Origin of the sequence: Cupriavidus sp. IK-TO18 (assembly GCF_015549295.1) — a bacterium.
Taxonomy (GTDB): domain Bacteria; phylum Pseudomonadota; class Gammaproteobacteria; order Burkholderiales; family Burkholderiaceae; genus Cupriavidus; species Cupriavidus oxalaticus_A.
In genome coordinates this window covers 60,725-81,099 of the sequence record NZ_JADGMP010000027.1, presented here as the reverse complement: position 1 = coordinate 81,099, position 20,375 = coordinate 60,725, and the positions used below count along the sequence as shown (strand labels likewise).

Here is a 20,375-nt window from a genome sequence, read left to right as displayed (position 1 = left end):
GCCCCTGGATGATCACCCGCCATGACAATCCGTAACCTCGATGCGCTGTTTCGTCCCCGCTCGGTGGCTTTGATCGGCGCGACAATGCGGCCACTCAGCGTTGGAGCCACTGTACTGGCCAACCTGACCGCCGGCAGCTTTGCCGGCCCTGTGTACCTGGTCAATCCCAAGTACGCCACGCTTGCCGGCAGGCACTGCTACGCGTCTGTCGAGGCCCTGCCCGCGCCGCCCGACCTTGCGGTGCTCTGTACGCCCGCTGCCACGATACCCAGGCTCATCGCCGAACTTGGTATCGCGGGCACGCGCGCGGCCATCGTGCTGAGTGCCGGCTTCGAGGGCCCCTCGGAGAGCGCCGCCGGCACCATGCGTCAGGCCGTTTTAGAAGCGGCGCGGCCCCATCTGCTTAGGATCCTGGGACCAAACTGCGTAGGATTGATTGCTTCGGGCATCGGCCTCAATGCGAACTTCGCCCCCGGCACTGCCATTCCTGGCAACCTGGCATTCGCTACGCAGTCCGGCGCACTGGCGACGACGGTACTGGACTGGGCACGATCGCGCCAGATCGGCTTTTCTCACTTCATCTCTCTCGGTGACAGTGCTGATGTGGACGTGGCCGATGTGCTCGACTACCTGGCCAGCGACGGTGCGACGCGCGCCATCCTCCTCTATGTCGAGGCGATCCGGCATGGCGCGAAGTTCATGTCGGCGGCGCGCGCTGCGGCGCGCAGCAAGCCGGTACTGATAATCAAGGGCGGGCGCTCGGCGCAGTCAGCACGCGCTGCCGCTTCTCATACCGGCGCGCTGGCCGGCGCCGACGGGGTCTATGATGCCGCCATCCGGCGAGCCGGCATGTTGCGGATCGATAATACCGAGTCGCTGTTCGACGCGGTCGAGATGCTGGCCCGGCTGCACGGCCTGCGTGGCCCGCGGCTGGCCATCCTGACCAACGGTGGCGGCGCCGGTGTGATGGCGACTGACGCCATCGCGGACGGAGGCGGCACCCTTGCCAGCCTGTCGGACCGGACCTTGGCCAGGCTGGACGACGTGCTTCCGGTCACGTGGCCGCGCGCCAATCCGGTCGACATCATCGGCGACGCACCCGTCGATCGTTACGAGAAAGCGTACGCCATCCTGTGCGACGCCCCGGAGGTCGATGCCGTGCTGATGATCCACGCCCCAACGGCCATCGTTCCCGCCACGAAGATTGCCGCCGCGCTTGTCAGTGCGCCGCCTGGCGGCAAGCCCCTCCTGACCGCGTGGCTCGGCGGGGAGTCGGTACGACACGCGCGCCGCTTGTGCCAGCATGCCGGCCTGCCGACCTTCGAGACGCCGGAACAAGCGGTACGCGCATTCCTGCAGGCCTGCCAGTACCGCGACAATCAGCAACTGTTGATGCGCACGCCGCCGGCCGAGGACACATCGACCCCAATCGACAAGGCAGCGGCGCAGGCGATTGTCGCGGACGCGCTGCGCAGCGGCAGACGGATGTTGACAGAACCCGAAGCAAAGGACGCATTGGCGGCATACGGCATCCCCGTTGTCCCGACCTGCACGGCACAGAACGTCGACGACGCGGTGCGGCAGGCTGCACGGCTGGGCTATCCCGTTGCGCTGAAGATCCTTTCCGGCGACATCACACACAAGTCCTCCGCCGGTGGCGTGGCGCTGGGGCTGGCTGACGCTGCCGCCGTGCGAAGCGCCGGCAACGCCATGCTCGCGCGCATCCGGCAGGATTCCCCGGATGCGCGGCTGGATGGATTCACCGTCCAGCCTATGGTCAGCTTCAGTGACAGCTTCGAACTGATCGCCGGTGCTACGACGGATGCCGTGTTCGGACCGGTCCTGCTGTTTGGCCACGGCGGCGTCAACACCGAGCATATCGGGGACACCGCCATCGCGCTGCCGCCGCTCGATGCATTGCTCGCGCAGGACCTGGTATCGCGTACCCGCGTCGGTTGCCTGCTGCACGGCTGGCGGGGACATCCGGGCATCGACCAGGAGCGCCTCCTCCATGTACTGGTGCAACTGTCCCGCATGGTGTGCGACATCCCCGAGATTACTGAACTCGACGTCAATCCCCTGCTGGCAAGCCCCCATGGCGTGATCGCGCTTGACGCACGCATCGCCGTGGCCGTGCCGTCCCGAGGAGGACCGCGGCTGTCCATCCAGCCCTATCCGGAGACGCTGGAGGAGCGCATTATGTGTAATGGACACAATTACCTGATACGGCCTGTGCGGCCGGCAGACGAGGCAGCTTACCAGGCCTATTTCCGTCAGCTCACGCCGGAGGATATCCACGCACGTTACTTCTGTGCGTTCCGCGAGCCTGACCACGATCGACTCGCTCGGCTCACGCAGATCGACTACGCGCGCGAAATGGTCTTTATCGCGACGATCACCGATGCTTCGGGTCGGTGCGAGATCCTCGGGGAGGTGCGCGCGGTTGCGGACCCAGACAATGTCCAGGCGGAATTCGGCATCGCCGTGCGCTCGGATTGCCACGGACAAGGGCTGGGAAAACTGTTGCTTGAAAAGATGGTGCGCTATGCGCGTGCAAAAGGCATCGGCGCGCTGGTGGGCACTACGTTGCCCCACAACGCTGCCATGCTTGGGCTGGCGCGCACCTGCGGTTTCACCGTCAAAGCTGCGCCAGGCCTCGAAGGCATCAGCCTGTATCTTCCCCTGGCGGAGGGTGGCTGAGTGGCAAAGCATTGAGGCATCGCAACTGCCTCACGGCCGGTTCGCCTACGCTGGTAGCCATGGAGCCAGCGCGATCTGCTTACCGGTGCCGAGCGTGCCGACATCTGCGCAAGGCTGCGCAGCGCCACGTCTGCGCAGGAGCCACCAAGAGCAATCATGCGGCGTGCCCAGGTCCTGACGCGTGCCGGCGAGCGCGGCGTCGTGCTACGACCGGGCCAGCATGGGTATCCGCGCATGGGCACGCGCGGCGACTTCGGCAGTCCCTCATAGGCGGCTACCATGCTTGGGCACCGAGGGATACATGTCCCCGGAGCAATCCGGGTGTCGGCGAGCCCATCGCCGTGCCGCGGAAATCGCGACGCGGATGGCCATGCCCTCGTCATGGCCACTTGCCAGCAGGGCATTGGCAATCTCGACCGCCTTGCCGCGCACTGGCGGGGCTAAGCGCTTCATCGCAGCCGGAAAGCGATCATAGGTCCACGGCATCTCAGTCTCCGGTTCAAATGTTCTGGCGTCCAGGAAGCGCTGTTCGCTCTACCGTTTCCACCCGCTCCATAACCGGATCTCAGTGACTACAAGCTCGTTCATCGTCAGCGTGCCGGTCTTGTCGGTCGCAATCATCGTGCAAGAACCCAGCGACTCGACGGCTGGCATCTTGCGCACGATCACCCCCGCCTTGGCCATGCGCCGCATCCCGATGGCCAGCGCCACGGATATTGCGACAGGCAGGCCCTCTGGAATTGCGCTCACTGCCAGGCCGACCGACATCATGAACAGCTCAGCGCAGCAGTCCAAAGAGCATCAACAATGCGACAGCCGACTGCCAGGCCGATCACCCGCGAGAAGTGCTCCAGCCGGACGATGAGGAGTGGCTTAAAGTCGGCCGTTCGCGCCAGATCGCTGGCAATTTGCCTCATCCGCGTCGCCGTACCGGTCGCCTCCACGACGCCGCGGCCTCGGCCCCGCAGGGTCACGGTGCCGGCAAACGCCCGGTCCCGGAACCCGGCTTCCAGGTCGCGCTCGGTGCCGGACAGCTCCGTATTGTTTACCGCCAGCGATTCGCCGGTCAGCAATGATTCGTCGCACCGCAGGTCCGTGGCTTCGATCAGCCTCAGGTCAGCCGGGACGCGGCCGCCCGCTTCCAGCAGCACCAGGTCGCCCGGCACCAATTCGGTGCCCACCGTGGCTCGAGTGAGCGCCTTCCAACGGATCTGCGGAATGCTGCATGGCCACCTGTGTCACCCATTCGCCTCAACCCGTCTTACCATCGCCTGGTCGTTCCCTCCAGCGTAGGGAGTTTCGCCTTGATACGGTTGATGTGTATCAATCAGCAAGGCACGAAGCCTGCTTCTTGCGTGACTTTCCTCTCTGCTGCGGTTCCACGCTAGTGTGCCCCGGTCCTTGTCGGGAAACGCTGACACGACCTTCCCCGGCCCTGACTCCATCTTCAGCCGTTACCTATTTGCCGCGGCCGGGATAGGGCGGACACTGGCCTCATGCCAAATTCCAGTCGAACCCACATCCCTACGCTGTATCTCGTCGAGCCGTCGAATTCGCTCCGCTGTCGGCAGTTGAGCATGTTCGCGCGCATTGCAGGTATCCGCGTGATTGCGGCGGGCGCGAGTGCCAGCAGCGAGCTGGCTTGCCTCTCGCACTACCAGCCCGACATCGTGGTCATCGGCTTGCGTACCGCCAGCACGCGCTCGCTGCACGACGTCAGGGCGATCCGCTCTGCATTGCCTGACTGCATTCTCCTGGTGCTGGTCGACGCCCTGGCGCAACCGCTTCGGCGTGCTTGCCTGGAGGCAGGTGGCGACTATTGCTTCGACCGAACCTTGGAACTGGATGCGATAGGTTCAACGCTGGGCCGCCTGGCGGTCGATACCTGATCGCGATGCCCTTGGCCGGCATCCTGCTACAGATCCGCGTCTTCATCGAACAAATGGTTCCGCATCGCGTAGCGCAGCAGCATGGCCTCGTTGGGCATCTGCATTTTCTCCATCAGGCGCATCTTGTATGTGCTGACCGTCTTCGCGCTGACGCACAGCGCCGAGGCAATGGCCGTGATAGGCTCGCCCATCACGAGCCGCCGATACACTTCCAGTTCGCGGTCCGATAGCCGAAGATGAGGCAGGTCGTCGGTCTGGTCCTTGATGCCACTCGCCAGCTTGGCTGCCATGCCCTGGCTGACGTAAGTGCCGCCGCGGGCGACCTGCTCGATGGCCACGACCAATTCGGTCGCGGCGCTCTCCTTGGTCAGGTAGCCTGCCGCGCCTGCCTGGAAGGCACGCACGATGTATTGCTCCTCGGCGTGCATGGTCAAGACCAGGATACGCAGCGCCGGCTCTTCAGCGCGCAACAGCCTGATGAGCTCAAGACCGCTGCGTCCCGGCATCGACAGGTCCAGCAACAGCACCTGCGGCCTACAGTCCCTTACCATTTTCGGCACCTGGGAGCCGTCGGCGGCCTCGCCCACAACCTCGAACGCGCCGGCACGTTCCAGAATATGCCGCAATCCGTCGCGGACCACCGCGTGGTCGTCCGCAATCATCACGCGTGTCATACGTCGTCTCCCACCTGCAATGCCAGCGCAAACGCGGCCGCGCCAGACACGGCAGCGATGTATCGACGCACCGTCGCGGCATTGCCCGGCTGTTAATGTGTGTGCCAAATCGACTATAGATTTTGCGTCGGCAAGGCAAAAGCCATCGTGACACACATGCAGTCAACGCCACATAGCAAGATGCAAAGTGGATGTCCCTCGCATGCTATCGGAGCGAATCACAGCATCATGGCCAGAGGGTAGCGGCCGGTACATCACGACGCTGTGGGCTGGACCACATTTGGCAGTTCGTGCGACATGCGAATGCCCGCCGGATTCGAGTTTCGGCTTCAGTGCGACATGAAGACCGGGAAGGCAGTCTGGCGCAGGAGGCTGCGGGTCGATCCTCCAAGTACGAGCTCGCGCAGCCGCGAGTGGCCATAGCCGCCTGCAACGAGCAGGCCGGCCTGCACGTCGCCGACAAGTCGCGGCAGTACCTCATCCGGCTCACCATGCGCTACGTGCAGGTCGGCCTCGACGCCGTGGCTTGCCAGCCACGCCACGAGGCGCTGGCCGCTCTCGTGGCTCGCGTCGCTCTCATGGGATTCCTGATCCTGCGGCTCGGGACTTTCGCTCGCCGACGCAACTACAAGGACAGACACCGCGCCGGCACGGGTGAGCCACGGCATTGCATCCGCGACCACCCGGGCCGCCGCCCGAGACCCATTCCACGCTATCGCAACATGACCTTCCAAGGTAGGGCCGGCAAGACCCGGCAGTAGCAGGATGGGCCGCCCGGATTCGAGCATCACATACTCGGCAACGCCTGGCATTCCAGCGGGAACGTCGGTATGTACCGAAGGCGGACCAGGCAAGATAAGATCGGCGAAGCGGCCATGCGTAGCCAGCGCCCAGCCGGCTTCAGCCTCGACGACAACATGCCGCGTTGGAATCGTCGGCGAGACGCGCCCGACCCACTCCCGCAACGCTTCATGGTGCCTCGCAGCCAGGTGCTGGAGCTTGCCCCGCGCAAGGGCGTCATATCGTCCAGCCTCTTCCCCCGCACCGCGAAACGGCTCCAGGTGCGTGCCGGTTGCCGTAAGGCCTACCACGCTGCCGGCGAATGCCGCGGCAACCTGCGCCGCGCACTCGACGCGCGCCGCACACGCCGGGCCATCGGTCAGGTCGACAAGGATCGTTCTGAAATTCATGGTGTAGCCTCAGGTAGTGAAGGCACCGCGTGTGTTGAGTCACTTGAGTTGATACGCCTGACGGTACTCGGGCATAGTGACTTCCCAGTGCAACTCTCGCTCAATTCGCTGCCGCAGCGCATCGCTGGCCTGTGGCTCGCCATGCACGACGAACGTCTGTCTGGGCGCTTGTCCAAAACCGCGGAGCCAGGTCATCAGCTCCGCTGCGTCGGCGTGTGCCGACAGGTTTTCCACCTGCTCCACTGCCGCCCGCACGACGACATCCTTGCCGTGTACGCGGATATCACGCCGACCTGCCGCCAGCGCCGCGCCGCGAGTGCCGGTGGCCTGGAAGCCAGACAAGAGGATAGTGTTGCGCGCATCCGGTCCGTAGGTCGCGAGGTGGTGGACCACGCGCCCGCCCGTGGCCATGCCGCTGCCGGCAAGGATGATCTTGGGACTGCGGTCTTGGTTCAGCCAGATCGATTGCTCCATGCTCTGCACTGGCGTCGCCAGACTGCAGGCTGCGGCACATTCGGCACGATCGATGTGAAGCTCTTCCGGATGCAGAGCAAAGATGCTGGTCGCATCAATCGCCATGGGGCTGTTGAGGTACACCGGCACATCCGGAATTCTCTTCTGCTCCTGCAAGCGGTGCAGGCAATAGAGCAGACTCTGGGTGCGCCCAACGGCGAAGGCGGGAATGATCAGGCTGCCACCCCGCCCGATGGTCCTGCTCACGATCTCGCCCAGCACATCGATCGGATCGGCAGTCGGGTGAATCCGATCGCCGTAGGTAGATTCCACCAGGAGGATATCCGCCTGCCGGATGACATCCGGTGGGCGCATAACAATATCGTGCTGCCGCCCGAGGTCGCCGGAAAAGACGATGCGCTTGCCCTGCGCGTGCAGCGTGACGATGGCCGAGCCGATGATATGCCCCGCCCGGCTGAATTCTGCCTCTACGCCGGGCACCACCGGAAATCGCTTGTCGTAAGGAATTGGCTGTAGCCGCCGCAAGGCGCGCGCGGCGTCTGCCCCTGTGTATAGCGGCATTGCAGGGTGGTGGCGCGAATAGCCTTTGCGATTGGCGTAGCCGGCATCCTCTTCTGCCAGATGCGCACTGTCTGGCAGCAGGATGCAGCACAATTGCGCCGTGCCCATGGTGCAGTAGACGTTACCCTGGAAGCCGTTGCGAACAAGCAGCGGCAGGTAGCCACTGTGGTCAATGTGGGCGTGTGTGAGTACGACGGCATCAAGCGTAGCAGGATCGACGGGAAGCGGATCCCAGTTACGCAACCGTAGCGTCTTGTACCCCTGGAACAGGCCGCAATCAACCATGACGCGATGATGACCGGTGTCGAGGACATACTTGGACCCGGTGACGGTGTCGGTCGCGCCGAGAAACTGGAGGTGCATAAGTCACGTCCTTTGCAAGCTGCGGGGATGGCGCTATGCTCGCTCAGTGCGAGAACAGGACCGGCACCGTCATGGATTCGAGCAGCGTCCGGGTAACGCCGCCGAGGACCAGTTCCCGCATCCGGCCATGCCCATAGGCGCCCATCACGATCAGGTCAGCACCAAAGTCGGAAGCACGAGTCAGGAGCAGTTCGCCAATCGTCATGTCCGCGCCGCCGGGCCCATGTTCAATCTCGACAGCCACGCCGTGGCGCTCCAGGACGCGGGCCGCATGTGCGACCGGCGTCGCGTCGAGCCTGGTCTCCTTGGCTGCTGTATGCGCGCAGACGATACGCGCCTGCGCGCCGGCGATCAACGGTACCGCATCGTGTAGCGCGCGAGTCGCTTCCCGGCTGCCGTTCCAGGCGACTACCACGCGGGTGCCCAGCGTGTGGAATGTGCCGGCTGACGGCACCACGAGTGTAGGTCGCCCGCTCTCCAGCAGCAGCGCCTCCAACAACTGCCTGCCGACTACGCCGTCGGCGTTATCGATGTCATACTGCCCGGCAACGACTAGCCCCGCCTCGCGCGCCTCGCGTAACGCCGACGCCACAGAATCGCGCTCCGTCAAGCGCCATTCGGCCTGCACGGGAAATCCCTGCGTCCTGGCCAGGAAATGGCCTCGCACCTCCTCGCGGATCTTCGCGCGCCTGGCCATCTCCTCTTCGAAATAGCGCTGCGCGTTCTCCATCCGGTAGAACCACGCCGGTTCGGGGACGAAGCCCACGTACAGGCCGATCAACGGACACGCATTGATCGCGGCGAGGCGCACGGCCAGTTCCAGCCGCTGCGTTGCTTGCCGGCTATTGTCCACGTGTACCACGATGCTATCGCAGGCCATGATCGGTTCCTTCTGAACAGCGATTCAAGGGCAGTTTAGGCAGGCCCACGGGCATCGACTTGACTCAAATCAATGATGCCGAAAGCGCTTTCGTGGCTTCAATTGGAAAACGGACCGCTGAACCTTGCGCATTGCCCTTGTGGTAGCGCAATCTGGTGCGACTGTCTGCGTCTACGCTTAGTGCAAGGCGTTGTACCGGAATCTATCGGAACCCTTCCCCCAAGGAGACAGCCATGTATCGCCGCCTTCTGCTTGCCGTGGACCGCGCTGGTGCCGCGAGCGCGGCGCAGCCTCGATAAGGGCGGAACTGTGGTTTGCGGCGGCATTCATATGAGTGATATCCCGGCCATGCCATACGCGCTTCTCTGGGAGGGTCCGCGCTTAAAGGCTTGAACGGCGAGGCACGAGCACGACGGGTACGGGTGCCGCAGCCACCACTCTTACTGCGATGGATCCCATAACCGCCGACAAGAAGGCGCCATGTCCGTGCGTCCCCATCACGATCACATCGGCACGGCAGTTCCGAGCCACGGCAACAATCTCGTTCGCCGGCTCGCCAATGCAATGGTGTTCGGTCACTGCGCAGTGATCTGCCTGAAGCAACGGCAATATCGACGTAAAGGCATCCTGAGCTGCTGCGCTTGCCCATTGTTCCATTTGTTCCCTTGTAAGGTAGGCCCTTGGTCGTCCTGTGATCTCAGGAAGCACGTGCACCAAGTGCACATTTAGCGGCCGCTGGAAAAGTCCTGAGGCCAAGAGCGCTCTCGCTGCCGCGACGCTGTAATCAGATCCATCGCAGGGAAGTACGACATTAGTCATGGCATGCGTCCTTAGCAGTGGGTTCTTGTCAGAGCCGGATAATTGCAAGACTATGTATGACGAGTTCTTTCGGATTGATTTGCATCAATGATGCGAAGAGTTTAAAGATTCGAATATGACCTGGACCAGTGCGCGTGTCGAAGTCGCTTCCGGTGAAGTGTCAGCTTTCTGTAGACGGGCAACCTCGATAGAACGCATTTCCTGGCGCACAATTGCTGGACTAGGCTACCGCCGCTCGAACCCATCGTCCTATTCTTGTGACCGCGTTCTGCGATGAACAGTTGCGCTTGAGGTGTGTCAACCCGTCATCGCACATGTCGTCTATCGTTCAATGGACGCGAGTCAACGGCAAGGCTTTTTCCGCCTTCCAGGTCCTTCTTGCCAAGAACGCGCTGCCATAATGGCTATCCCTCGGCATTTGCTTCATAAGGTTGGACTCGCAACGACCAAGGTTGGAGGATGGACAGCAAAAGGACTTATCGGAGGAAGAACATGCCTGCGAGCTGGATTCGAAGGGTGATGCTACTGGCGTTGCCTGTAACCGTTCTGAACTTGGCCAGTGCGGACAACCTGACTCTTCCGGAACTTCCCGACATGCGAGAGTCAACCGGAATTGTCTATATTTCGGGGGGAATCGGGACGGAAGAAGTCGACCGCATGCGGGAACTGGCGCCAATCTTTAACGTGAGAATCCGCTTTCAACAGGAGTCGACTGGCGCCTCGCTTTCAGACGTTAAGGTCGTGGTCCTAAACGAGAGAAACGAGCGGCTTTTGCGACTTGAAACGGAAGGTCCACTTCTCTACATGAAGATGCCACCAGGCAAATATCTCCTGGCCATGGCCTACCAAGACACCGTTAAGAAGCAATTCATCACCGTCCGGCGTGCGGCTCGCAGCATGACATTCACCTTCCCAGAGCACGGAATTTGAATGACGATAGCTCTCAAGATAACTCGGCTCGTGACTTGATAGCGCACTTTTCCGGTGCTCCAGTGGCTCAACCGTTCCGGCGTCAGATATTCGACCCGCTTATTACTCAAGGACGAAACTCAGGAAGACTTCGCGGATGAAATTGCCTCCGAGGCAAACGGGTGGCCTGCAGATCTGATTGTTTTATGTCACCACGTAATATTGCTCTGCCCGAGGCCTTCGATCGTTCGAATCTTCTTTCCCTCGACTTCCGAGATGGGAGTGATGCACGAACGCACTGGCTTCCCATTAACCGTGATGAAGTCTCCCGGACGAAAATCGTCATTCACGTAGAGGCCCATCACCGACTCGAGTGAAGGCTGAAGACGATCATCGAATCCTCTAAGCGAGGCCGGAGCTCTAGAACAGGAGTCCGAATAAGTGCTTCAGCAAATCCTCAAGGGGCATGATGGTTAATGCCAACGGCGCAACCGGAATCAGTACAGCCGCCGCAAGTTGCACGATGGCATCTCTCGTGATGGGCGCAAGGCGCATGCCGCGCACCACTTCGAAACTATTGCCGAGATCAGCAAGCGACTGAATGTCGCCGCTCCCAACCAGGGGCTCGTCGGCCGATACGCCACCGCGCAACCATTTTGCATCGAACTCGCGCACATATCGTTCCGCCAGCGTTCCATATTCGTTCAGGCCTCTCCGCTTGGCCTGGGCGAGTTGAGGAGAAAATACCAGCAGCGGTCCGAAAACGACAGTCAGCAGAAACATTACCATCACGCCAATTTCCATCTTGAAATCCGGCAAGGCGGCGTCGAGAAAGATAATGCGATTAGCGAGATTTGCGGCCAGCATTACGCCGTGCGCAGCCAAAAGAAGGGAGAAGGCATGAGCTGTATTGGCAAGAAAACCCAAGCCACCAACGCAATCCGGGTGTGTCGGAATGAGACTCAGCTTGATTCTCGAGGTCTGCCACAGAAACCGCATCCAGATGAACAGGCGAAAATACCAGCGAATTAGCAGGAACTGGAAAATCGGCAAGCTTACGTATCCGTACCAGATGCCAGCCAGTGAGAGTTTGGAGTGGCCGTCGGCATCGGTCGCATACCATGTTGTCGCCTGGAGAGCAGTGTAGTGACGCCAGATGACGAGGACGCCGACGCCATATACGATCGCTACCAACAGCGCCTCGCCAACGACCGAATTGCGCAGCCGGAGTGCCGCGTTAATAGCGGCATTAAACTGATCCATCGCGGCCTCGGGAACCAGATTCCGATCCAGGTACGCCTGGGCGATACCACGGAGGCGTTGATGCACTACGAGTTCTGCGGCAATCAGCAAAGGCACAGCCACAAGAAAGCGGAGGTGAACCTCTATATCCGTCAGGAACGGAACCGTCAGGTCCTTGCTCAACAAGCTGCCTTCCAAGGCGGAAAGCAAAAGGAGCGGAAGCCAAGCAAAAAGTGAAATGGTCACAATGCGTTGACGCACGAGGAGCAACGCATCGTCGGACAAATGGGCTCGCAGCAAAAGCTGATAAAGAGGGCCGCCCAGAACCAGCGAAAAATTCCGCCGATTTTGCGAATCATCGTCGCTGGATTCGGGGGCGAGATGCGCTCGTTTGGGTCCCAAGTTCCAGATGATCCTCATATCAGTTCACCATAAATTTCGACCCAGCACACTGCTTAGTTGCGCCTTCCCCGCCGTGGGAGTGTGCCGAGTCATGGGTACGTAGCTGTAGCCCGCCCTCAGCATCGAAGACAACAGTGGGCTTTGAGGTTGTCTCACAACCAGTGGTCACGCTGGGATTTCCGCGCGCAGGCGTGGCAGGGCTTACGATGGCCAGTTGAACGAACGGGTAACCCCACCACGCTTGGGAACCGTCACCGAAGCCTTCCTTTCGACGCCGTTGGCGGTCACAACAACCCGGTATGTGCCGGGGGGCATCTTCACATACAGAAGAGGCCCGTCCGATACGGCGGCGAAAACTTCCTGCCCCTTAGCGCTGAGTATGCTCGTGTTCACGCCGGCCAAAGCCTCGCCCGCATGTCCAGTAAAGGTCAGCCTCAGATTGAATTCCGAGGCGGTGCGCCTCATCGCCGCCACCTCGTCCACGCCGACGCCGCCGGTCTGGTAGTCGATATCGCCCGCACGGCGGACCGGTGGTACGCCGTCCGTGCTCGCTGCAGTGCCGCTGGCCGTGGGGGCGGCCCGGACCGGTGCCGTTGCGTGTGGCTGGCAATCCATGACCGCGCTGTGGTGGCCGGACAGCGACACACCGCGTTCTTGCGCGCGGGCGTGCATCAGCTCACGCATCTGAGTGCCGATCTGTTGGCGTTCCGCAGGCGTCTGGCTGGCGTGCATCCGCCTGCAAAAGTCGGCGCGTTCGTCCGGAGTCAGCATGTCCATGCCAGCGTAGTGCCCATGCTGCCGCCCCCCCGGTCCCATGTGCATGACAGAAGGCCCGCTCGCACCCGCAGCGGGACCCATACCCGTACCCGGGCCTGGGCCCATACCGGGCGCCGTGCCGCCTGCCGGACCGGGGCCCTGTGCCAGGGCGACAGGTAGGGCAGCACAGAACGCTAGAGCGACCACGGTAAATCTGAAAGCGGGAGCCATTGATCACCTCCTTGATGATCTCTTGTCTTATGGAAAGGATCTCCACAGCGACGATGCCTGCTTGTATTCAAGGGCAGCACCAAATTGAACACTTGATTCATATCAACCCAAGCGCGTGTGCCGCCGGCGGCACCGCTTACCGCTGCGTGCTTCCGTCGCATGGTTTCGGTGCAAAAAAAGCTGAGCGCGGGCCATGAGAAAGTCAGCATCCCGACGTCCCGGCGAAGTCGCCGAGTCGATGCGCGCCCTGTGGCAGGCTGCGGTCGCGGTGCAACTCGACGTGGTGGCGCGCCTCAAGCGGGAGGCGCATGCCCCCCGCCGACACAGACAAGGCCGTCGGCCCCGGCGCCGCTGCTGCGCGCCGAACTGACCGAGGTGTGCGGCTCGCTGCCCGCGATGCCACGCTGGCCGAAGCGCGCGTCGCGCTTGCTTAAGGCGACGGCCAGGGCGGAACAGGTGGCCAGCCAGGTGGGCCAGCCGATGCAACCCTGTGCGCTAGCGACACGTCTGCGTGTGAGCCACAGTTCGTACCTTCCCGAGATGGTTTGCGGATTTCTTGGGGGACGGCTCAGATTTCTCCGATTTGAGGCAGCATAGTCAGTGCCAGTGTCGCGGCGCCAACTGCCATGGCTACCGCGTATGCTTTACCTACTGTTTTGCCTACGATGGTGCCGCCTGTAACCCAGGCAATCAACGCCTTGGTGACCAAGTTCGCCAAGACGGCCGCGCTCATGGCAACAACAACCGTACCGGTTCCCAGTCCGCCAGCGACGTGGATTCTCGCCAGAGAAATCACGATGGCATCAACGTCTGCCAGGCCTGACACCACCGAGACGGCATAGATGCCAGCTGCGCCCCACCAATCCTTGGCAGCAGGAACCAGGATTGCCATGACCGCTAGGAAGACCCCGAATCCGAGCGCTGAACCCAGGTCGAATGGCGCCATGGGAGCAATTTCGACGTCGTCCGAGGTGGTTCCAGGTAGGCGCCGCCAGAGCAACAAGCTAATCCCGAGCAGGACGATGCCTGTTACAACAAGGGCGGCGCCAAACGTGACGAGAAGCGTGGGCTGGATAACGCCGAGCAGGACAACCATCCGAAAGAACATCACACCGCATGCCCCGACGGCCCCGGCCGCGCATGCACGCTCCAGTGAAGGTTGCTGTCTCGCAAAGCGTGCCAGCGTTAATGTTGCCGCTGTCGAAGACGCAAGGCCGCCCAGCAAGCCGGTCAAGAGAATGCCCCGCTGTGAGCCAGTGAGGCGCATCGCCACATGTCCGACCATGGACAGGCTGGCAATCAGTATCACCGCCCACCATAGTTGGAACGGGTTCAATGCCTTGTAGGGCCCCAGCCCGATGCTCGGGAGATTAGGCAGAATGACGACGGAGAGCACCAGAAGTTGCAGCGCCGCCGTTAATTCGCGATGCTCAATCAAACGAAGCCAGCCATGCAATGTCGGCTTCATATCCAAGAGCACCGCCGCAATCACGGCTGCCCCAAGAGACAGAGCGATGGAACCGCGTGCTGCGTAGGCGCCTAGCACTAACGTCAACAACATCGCCACAGCACTCGTTGCGCTAAGGTTGCCGGACGATTTGGCGATATGTGTATACGACACCGCGAGCAGCATCGAAATGCCCAACAGTCCCCCGAGCAACGGCCACGCGCCAAATTCCGGAAACAGGTTGCCAAGGACTCCGCCCAAGAGCCCCGTCAAGGCAAATGTGCGCAGGCCCGCGACACGCCCTCCTTCTGGCAGTTCGCGCTCATGCCATCCACGCTCCAAGCCAATCAGAAGACCGACCGTCAGTGCTGCCGCCAAGCCCGTGGCCTCGTGGGGTATTCCGAGTGGCGTCAAGTCTGTTCTCCTCTGAGAACTTCGAGCGGACTATCGCGACCTACAGAATTACTGGCGTATTGAGTAATTCGTCCGTGCCGCCAACACCAGCAGGAAAGTGTGTTGCCAGAAGGGTTCCAACGGCCGTTATGCCTCGAAGCACTCCCAGCCGGAATTCATTCCGGCGAAAGGCGTCCTCCATCTCTCGGCAAATGGTGTCCCACTCTCCTTGCCGCACCCGCCCATGGATTCCACGGTCAGCAACAATCTCAACGCTGCGGTCTGCCAGCAACAGGTAAATCAAGACGCCATTGTTGTGTTCCGTATCCCAAACATGCAGTTGCGAAAAGACCTCGATGGCACGCTCACGTGCCGTGAGACCCTTGCTTAGCGCTGCAAGGCTCAGCGCTCCCTCTACAGCGAATCGAAGCTGACCAATATGCGTAGACTCACCGGTCGCAATGGCCTGCTCGATTGCGAGTAAGGTTTCGCGCGGGAAGGTTCGCCTGACTCGCCAGTGCGTCATCAGCAGATGTCGCGCCATGCGCTGGAGATTCGCCATCACCATTTCCCCGAGGCGCCGCCGCCGCCAAAGCCACCACCGCCGCCACCAAATCCACCTCGTCCAGAGCCGCCTCCAAAGCCGCCACGACCGCCGATACCCCGCAAGCCCATGTGGGAGCCACCAAACATCGTAAAGAAGAGCGCGATAGCGCCAGCCAGTACGCCGACAGCGATTGCTCCGGACAGTACCCATCCGATAATGCCGACCACGCCTCCGGTGGCAACGGCGCCTGGACCTCGGCCCAGGAGGGAGCGCAGCACTCCGCCCACCACGAGCGTCAGCACCAGGATGACTGGCAGAAACTGCCGCACCGGGTCATCGCCGCGCTCGCCTCTTGTTCGCCTCGGTGGTGGCAACGGCTCGCCGTTGATAACAGTAATGATGCGTTCGACGCCAGCCGTGACGCCGCCATAGAAGTCCCCCTGCTTGAAGCGGGGAACGATGTCATCGCTGATGATGCGCTTGCTCATGGCGTCGGTGAGTACGCCTTCCAGGCCATAGCCAACCTCGATGCGGACTGTCCGGTCATCCTTGGCGATGATGAGCAGTGCTCCGTCATCCGTTCCCTTCCGCCCGAGCTTCCATTGCTCGACCACGCGAATGGAGTACTGTGCAATGTCCTCGGGTTGCGTGGTGGGGACCATCAGCACCCCTATCTGACTTCCCGTCTCGCTCTCGAAGGCTTGCAGCCTTTGTTCGAGGGCCGCCCGTTGTTCGCTTGTCAGCGCGCCGGTCAGGTCGGTCACCCGCGCCGTCAGGCCGGGAATGGCAACTTCCGCCGCCGCGCCCAGAGACACACAAGCCAGAAAGACCAGGAACAGGCCTTTGGCAGCCAAAAGCCATTTCACTTGACACCTCCAGGGGCACTGGCAGGACCCGCACCAAAGCCAACTTGTGGTGGCTTGGCTATCGCCGTTTCGTTTGCCACCGTGAAGTTGGGCTTCTCCTTGTAGCCCAAAACCATTGCCGTCAGATTTGAAGGCAACGAACGCACGGTCACGTTGTACGCTTGAACGGACTGGATATACCGGTTTCGCGCGACGGCAATCCGATTCTCGGTACCCTCGAGTTGGGACTGCAAATCCCTGAAGCCAGCGTCGGCCTTCAATTGCGGATAGTTCTCGGAAACTGCCAAAAGCCTGGACAAGGTCCCCGACAACTGCTGCTGCGCGGCCTGGAATTGGGCGAATGCCTTCGAGTCGTTCAGGGTCTCGGGCGTGACCTGGATGGTGCCAACGCGTGCTCGGGCCTCTGTCACCGCTGTCAGGACCTCGCGCTCATGGCTGGCGTAGCCTTTCACGGTGTTCACCAGATTCGGCACTAAGTCGGCCCGGCGTTGGTACTGGTTCACAACCTCCGACCAGCTTGCCTTCACCTGTTCATCCTGCGACTGAATTGTGTTGTAGCCGCAGCCTGCCAGACCAATCAGGAGCATTGCCGCCAGTACCAACCCTATCTTGCGCACGAGACACCTCCGTTCTTTCGCTGCCGTCGCCTGCCGAGCCAACAATTCGAACCGTGAGCGTGCAGGATACAGCCTGCCCTATCGAAAATGGGGTTTTCATCACTCATCCTAGGTTGTGCGGCAGACCGATTGCTTGATTTGCCTCAACGGCGACTAGCAGTGGGCCGACCGCGCGTCCGCGCACTTGGTCCGGCTACATAAAATGACTCTATCTGGTGCTTATTGGGGTAGGTTATGCCGGCGGCCGAGATGTGCGAGCACAAAGGCATCGGACACCCAGACAGCCTTTGCGACGGCGCCGTCGAGGCTGCGGCCCAGGCCCTGTGCCGCGCGTACCTTGAGGCGTACGGCGCTATCCAACACTTCAACTCGACAAGGCACTCCTCGTTGGCGGCATGAGTGCGCCGAAATTCGGTGGCGGACAGCTACTGCGACCGATTCGATTGCTAGGAGTTGGCGACAGGGACGATTCCTGTGATCTAAGGCCTTCTCGCCTGCTGGCATCCATACACTAAGGCACCATTTTCGAGCATCGCCATCGTTTGCGAAGGCGCGGGCAATTCGCATTCCTTGATTGACATCAATAAGCAAGTTCCCCGAAGGACGAGACTATTAAGGCAAATCCTGCCTTGCAGCCGCCAATCGCCCCCAGGAGGATGGCATGTCGACCAGGTCCGCTACCCCTACAACCCCTACAGTTGGAGAAGAATCCACCGTTACGGGTGGGCGCGCGCCCCAACCGACAAGTCGCCTGGAAACTGCTCGCCAGCAATACGTGCGCGACCCTGTTTGTGGCATGGAAGTTTCTCCCGGGGAAGCGGCCGCTAGTGTGGAGGCCGACCACAAGCGCTATTGGTTCTGCTCCCGCCACTGCCACCAGGCGTTCCTCGCCAACCCGGCCCAATACATTGCTCCGCCGTCAGCCGAGGATACCCCGGCGGGCGCTAGCATTTCGCCGCCCGCCACGGCCGCCATCCCACCCGGCACCGGCGGTGCCAAGCAACTCGCAAAGGACCCTATCTGCGGGATGATGGTCGACAAGGCCACAGCCCTGTCCACCGAACGCGGCAATCGCAAGTACTATTTCTGCAGCGAAAGCTGTCTGCGGACTTTCGAGTCGCCAGAGAGCGAACTGAAAGCCATGAAGACGCGCGTGACGATTGCCCTTACGGGTGTCCTCGCGCTGGCGGTGCTGCGGGCAGGTGCCTTCCTGGCGTTGGCGGCAGGCGCGACCTTGCTCACCTGGGCGCCCATTCCGGGCTTGCCCTGGCTCACATGGGGGATGTGGCTGTTCCTGCTCGTCACGCCCGTGCAGTTCATTGGCGGCTGGAGCTTCTACAAGGGTGCGTGGAACGCCATCAGAACACGCAATATCAACATGGACTTCCTCATTGCCCTAGGGACGTCCGTGGCGTATTTCTATAGCGTAGTGGTGCTGTTCTTCCCCTCCTGGCTGCCGGTGAAGGTCGCAGAGCGGGATGTCTATTTTGAAGTCTCGGCGGTGATTATCGCCTTCGTGCTGCTGGGCAAGTACATGGAGGAAATCATCAAGAAGAAGTCCTCCGCCGCCGTTCGACGCCTGCTCGACTTACGTCCCGCCGTCGCGCATGTACTGCGTGATGGGAAGGAAGTGGAAATTCCGGCGGAGAGCATCATGGTGGGCGAAGCGGTCATCGTACGCCCGGGTGAAAAGATTCCGACGGACGGCAAGGTCGTTGAGGGCGAGTCCAGCGTCGATGAGTCCATGCTGACCGGCGAGTCGATGCCTGTGGAGAAAAAGCCTGGCGCCGCAGTCATTGGCGGCACGCTCAACCGCAGCGGCGCCTTCACTCTCCAAGCCACGAAAATCGGTGCCGATACCGCGCTCGCACAGATTATCAAGATGGTCGAGGACGCCCAGGCCAGCACCGCGCAGATTCAACGGCTGGCCGACCAGGTCACCGGCTACTTCGTGCCGGCGGTTGTGTCCATTGCCCTGCTGGCCCTGGTGGGGTGGACCGTGGCGGGCCATTTCCCGCACGGGCTACTTGCGTTTGTGGCCGTCCTGATTATCTCTTGCCCATGCGCACTCGGCGTGGCGACGCCTGCTGCACTGATGGTTGGCGTGGGCAAGGGGGCCGACAACGGCATCCTGATACGCGGTGGTGAAGTGCTGGAGCGCGCCGAGAAGCTGACGGCGGTGGTCTTTGACAAGACCGGTACGATTACGCGCGGAGAGCCGACCGTCACCGATGTCATCTCGTTCTCGAATCACGAGGAATCAACCCTGTTGACCCTTGCGGCAGCCGTCGAAAGTGGGTCTGAGCATCCTCTGGGCGAAGCCATCGTGCGTGCGGCAGAACATCGCGGCCTTGCCATTCCCAAGGCCACCGCCATTACTGCCCTGTCTGGCATGGGCATTCGGGGACAAGTCGAAGGCCAACAGGCCTGGCTCGGGAATCGGCGTCTGTTTGGGAGCCAGGGAATTCCAACTGGTAACGCTGAGTCGGTGCTTCGAAGGCTCGAGGCAGACGGGAAGACCGCCATGCTGGTCGGTGCCGGTAATACGCTGCTTGGTGTAGTCGCAGTGGCCGACACGGTGAAGCCTGAGGCAGCCGAGGCTGTCGCAGCCCTGAAGGCTCGCAACACCAAGGTCGTGCTGCTAAGTGGAGACAACCGTCGGACGGCGGAGGCCATTGGCCGGCAGGTTGGCATCGACCACGTGATTGCCGAAGTCATGCCGGAAGACAAGGTCGAGACCATTCAGACACTGCAGAAACAGGGCGAAGTCGTGGCGATGGTAGGTGACGGTGTGAACGACGCCCCCGCCCTTGCGGCAGCCGACATCGGCATTGCAATCGGCTCTGGCTCGGACGTCGCCAAGGAGACGGGAAGCATCATCCTCATTCGCGACGACGTTCGTGACGTCGTGGCGTCCATCCAACTGTCGCGCGCCACGATGCGCAAAATTAAGCAGAACCTCTTCTGGGCGTTCATCTACAACACTATTGGCATCCCGGTCGCAGCCTTCGGACTGTTGAACCCCATTATTGCGGCGGCAGCCATGGCGCTGTCCTCATTGAGCGTCGTGGCCAACTCCGCGCTGCTTAAGCGTGTGAGGCTCGGCCAGGCCAGTACGGAGGCAACATGAAGCACGCCGTCGCATGGGTATGCGCCGTCATTGCGACGCTGCTAGCCTTTGCTGTTTTGTATTGGTTTGGCATTTCAATACTCTCCGTTCTGCTCGCAATCCTTTTGCTTTCCTGCCCAATCGTCGTGGTGTGGGTTAGCTGGCGGCTTTCCCGTCAGTGCGAGCGCGATATTCATCAGGCCGTGGAGCGTGAGCGTAAGGCCCGAGGCAGTCATTGATGAGGAGGTCTGTCAAGGTCGATACTGCTCAGGCCTTCACAGCTGGTGCCGGCGGTAAGACGTTGTA

At 61.6% G+C, this 20,375-nt stretch carries 19 protein-coding genes and 2 pseudogenes; 7 read left to right on the top strand and 14 right to left on the bottom strand.

The genetic code is table 11. The annotated features are described in order from the left end of the window. Positions 1–21: 21 nt before the first annotated feature. Positions 22–2,700, top strand: coding sequence for a bifunctional acetate--CoA ligase family protein/GNAT family N-acetyltransferase (locus IPF36_RS20040; RefSeq protein ID WP_195429766.1), 2,679 nt, complete (start codon positions 22–24; stop codon positions 2,698–2,700). Between the two features lie 264 nt (positions 2,701–2,964). On the opposite strand, the gene IPF36_RS20035 is transcribed toward IPF36_RS20040, so the two are convergent. The 3 genes from IPF36_RS20035 to IPF36_RS34770 are packed head-to-tail and all read right to left on the bottom strand — an operon-like array spanning position 2,965 to position 3,881. Continuing rightward, positions 2,965–3,186, bottom strand: coding sequence for a hypothetical protein (locus IPF36_RS20035; RefSeq protein ID WP_135706985.1), 222 nt, complete (start codon positions 3,184–3,186; stop codon positions 2,965–2,967). Between the two features lie 48 nt (positions 3,187–3,234). Further along, positions 3,235–3,471 carry an HAD-IC family P-type ATPase gene (locus tag IPF36_RS34775; protein WP_255519845.1) on the bottom strand — a complete coding sequence of 79 codons (237 nt, stop codon included), beginning with the start codon at positions 3,469–3,471 and terminating at the stop codon, positions 3,235–3,237. Further along, positions 3,468–3,881 (bottom strand): hypothetical protein, encoded by a 414-nt coding sequence (locus IPF36_RS34770; RefSeq protein ID WP_368671175.1) that lies wholly within the window; start codon positions 3,879–3,881, stop codon positions 3,468–3,470. The genes IPF36_RS34775 and IPF36_RS34770 overlap by 4 nt, the downstream gene beginning before the upstream one ends. A gap of 396 nt (positions 3,882–4,277) precedes the next feature. On the opposite strand from IPF36_RS34770, the gene IPF36_RS20025 reads away from it, so the two are divergent. Further along, positions 4,278–4,589: a DNA-binding response regulator gene (locus IPF36_RS20025; RefSeq protein WP_195429764.1), complete on the top strand. Its 312-nt coding sequence runs from the start codon at positions 4,278–4,280 to the stop codon at positions 4,587–4,589. Between the two features lie 26 nt (positions 4,590–4,615). Here the strand turns inward: IPF36_RS20025 and IPF36_RS20020 are convergent, their stop codons facing one another. From IPF36_RS20020 to IPF36_RS20005, 4 genes are all read right to left on the bottom strand, one after another. Further along, on the bottom strand, positions 4,616–5,263 hold the full coding sequence (locus tag IPF36_RS20020; RefSeq protein ID WP_133092835.1) for a response regulator transcription factor: 648 nt from the start codon (positions 5,261–5,263) through the stop codon (positions 4,616–4,618). Positions 5,264–5,592: 329 nt separating this feature from the next. Further along, positions 5,593–6,453, bottom strand: a complete 861-nt coding sequence (locus tag IPF36_RS20015; RefSeq protein WP_195429762.1) for a universal stress protein — start codon at positions 6,451–6,453, stop codon at positions 5,593–5,595. Between the two features lie 39 nt (positions 6,454–6,492). Then, the gene (locus IPF36_RS20010; RefSeq protein WP_195429760.1) at positions 6,493–7,851 is read right to left on the bottom strand and encodes an MBL fold metallo-hydrolase RNA specificity domain-containing protein; all 1,359 of its coding nucleotides are present in this window, start codon (positions 7,849–7,851) and stop codon (positions 6,493–6,495) included. A gap of 43 nt (positions 7,852–7,894) precedes the next feature. Next, positions 7,895–8,731, bottom strand: a complete 837-nt coding sequence (locus IPF36_RS20005; RefSeq protein WP_133092838.1) for a universal stress protein — start codon at positions 8,729–8,731, stop codon at positions 7,895–7,897. A 264-nt stretch (positions 8,732–8,995) separates the two neighbouring features. Here IPF36_RS20005 and IPF36_RS34765 point away from each other — a divergent pair. Beyond that, positions 8,996–9,115: pseudogene (locus IPF36_RS34765) on the top strand (alcohol dehydrogenase); the annotation flags it as partial. Here the strand turns inward: IPF36_RS34765 and IPF36_RS20000 are convergent. Then, positions 9,113–9,550, bottom strand: coding sequence for a universal stress protein (locus IPF36_RS20000; RefSeq protein WP_133092839.1), 438 nt, complete (start codon positions 9,548–9,550; stop codon positions 9,113–9,115). The pseudogene IPF36_RS34765 and the gene IPF36_RS20000 sit on opposite strands and share 3 nt — an antisense overlap. Before the next feature lie 492 nt (positions 9,551–10,042). On the opposite strand from IPF36_RS20000, the gene IPF36_RS19995 reads away from it, so the two are divergent. Then, on the top strand, positions 10,043–10,480 hold the full coding sequence (locus tag IPF36_RS19995) for a hypothetical protein (RefSeq protein WP_133092840.1): 438 nt from the start codon (positions 10,043–10,045) through the stop codon (positions 10,478–10,480). A gap of 399 nt (positions 10,481–10,879) precedes the next feature. Here the strand turns inward: IPF36_RS19995 and IPF36_RS19990 are convergent, their stop codons facing one another. The 6 genes from IPF36_RS19990 to IPF36_RS19965 form a co-directional block, all read right to left on the bottom strand. Beyond that, complete coding sequence (locus tag IPF36_RS19990; protein ID WP_195429759.1) at positions 10,880–12,121, bottom strand: hypothetical protein; 1,242 nt, start codon at positions 12,119–12,121, stop codon at positions 10,880–10,882. A gap of 183 nt (positions 12,122–12,304) precedes the next feature. Beyond that, the gene (locus IPF36_RS19985) at positions 12,305–12,880 is read right to left on the bottom strand and encodes a hypothetical protein (protein ID WP_133092842.1); all 576 of its coding nucleotides are present in this window, start codon (positions 12,878–12,880) and stop codon (positions 12,305–12,307) included. A 778-nt stretch (positions 12,881–13,658) separates the two neighbouring features. Next, a complete protein-coding gene (locus IPF36_RS19980; RefSeq protein WP_133092843.1) occupies positions 13,659–14,951 on the bottom strand; it encodes an MgtC/SapB family protein in 1,293 nt (430 codons plus the stop codon). Positions 14,952–14,991: 40 nt separating this feature from the next. Continuing rightward, the gene (locus tag IPF36_RS19975) at positions 14,992–15,498 is read right to left on the bottom strand and encodes a TPM domain-containing protein (protein ID WP_195429756.1); all 507 of its coding nucleotides are present in this window, start codon (positions 15,496–15,498) and stop codon (positions 14,992–14,994) included. Continuing rightward, a complete protein-coding gene (locus IPF36_RS19970) occupies positions 15,492–16,343 on the bottom strand; it encodes a YgcG family protein (protein ID WP_195429746.1) in 852 nt (283 codons plus the stop codon). The genes IPF36_RS19975 and IPF36_RS19970 overlap by 7 nt, the downstream gene beginning before the upstream one ends. After that, positions 16,340–16,930, bottom strand: a complete 591-nt coding sequence (locus IPF36_RS19965) for a LemA family protein (RefSeq protein ID WP_133092996.1) — start codon at positions 16,928–16,930, stop codon at positions 16,340–16,342. The genes IPF36_RS19970 and IPF36_RS19965 overlap by 4 nt, the downstream gene beginning before the upstream one ends. 276 nt (positions 16,931–17,206) lie before the next feature. On the opposite strand from IPF36_RS19965, the pseudogene IPF36_RS19960 reads away from it, so the two are divergent. The 3 genes and pseudogenes from IPF36_RS19960 to IPF36_RS19950 form a co-directional block, all read left to right on the top strand. Continuing rightward, positions 17,207–17,409: pseudogene (locus IPF36_RS19960) on the top strand (methionine adenosyltransferase); the annotation flags it as partial. A 212-nt stretch (positions 17,410–17,621) separates the two neighbouring features. Further along, positions 17,622–20,090, top strand: a complete 2,469-nt coding sequence (locus IPF36_RS19955) for a heavy metal translocating P-type ATPase (RefSeq protein WP_195429744.1) — start codon at positions 17,622–17,624, stop codon at positions 20,088–20,090. Continuing rightward, positions 20,087–20,308, top strand: a complete 222-nt coding sequence (locus tag IPF36_RS19950; protein WP_133092847.1) for a hypothetical protein — start codon at positions 20,087–20,089, stop codon at positions 20,306–20,308. The genes IPF36_RS19955 and IPF36_RS19950 overlap by 4 nt, the downstream gene beginning before the upstream one ends. The last annotated feature ends 67 nt before the right edge of the window (positions 20,309–20,375 follow it).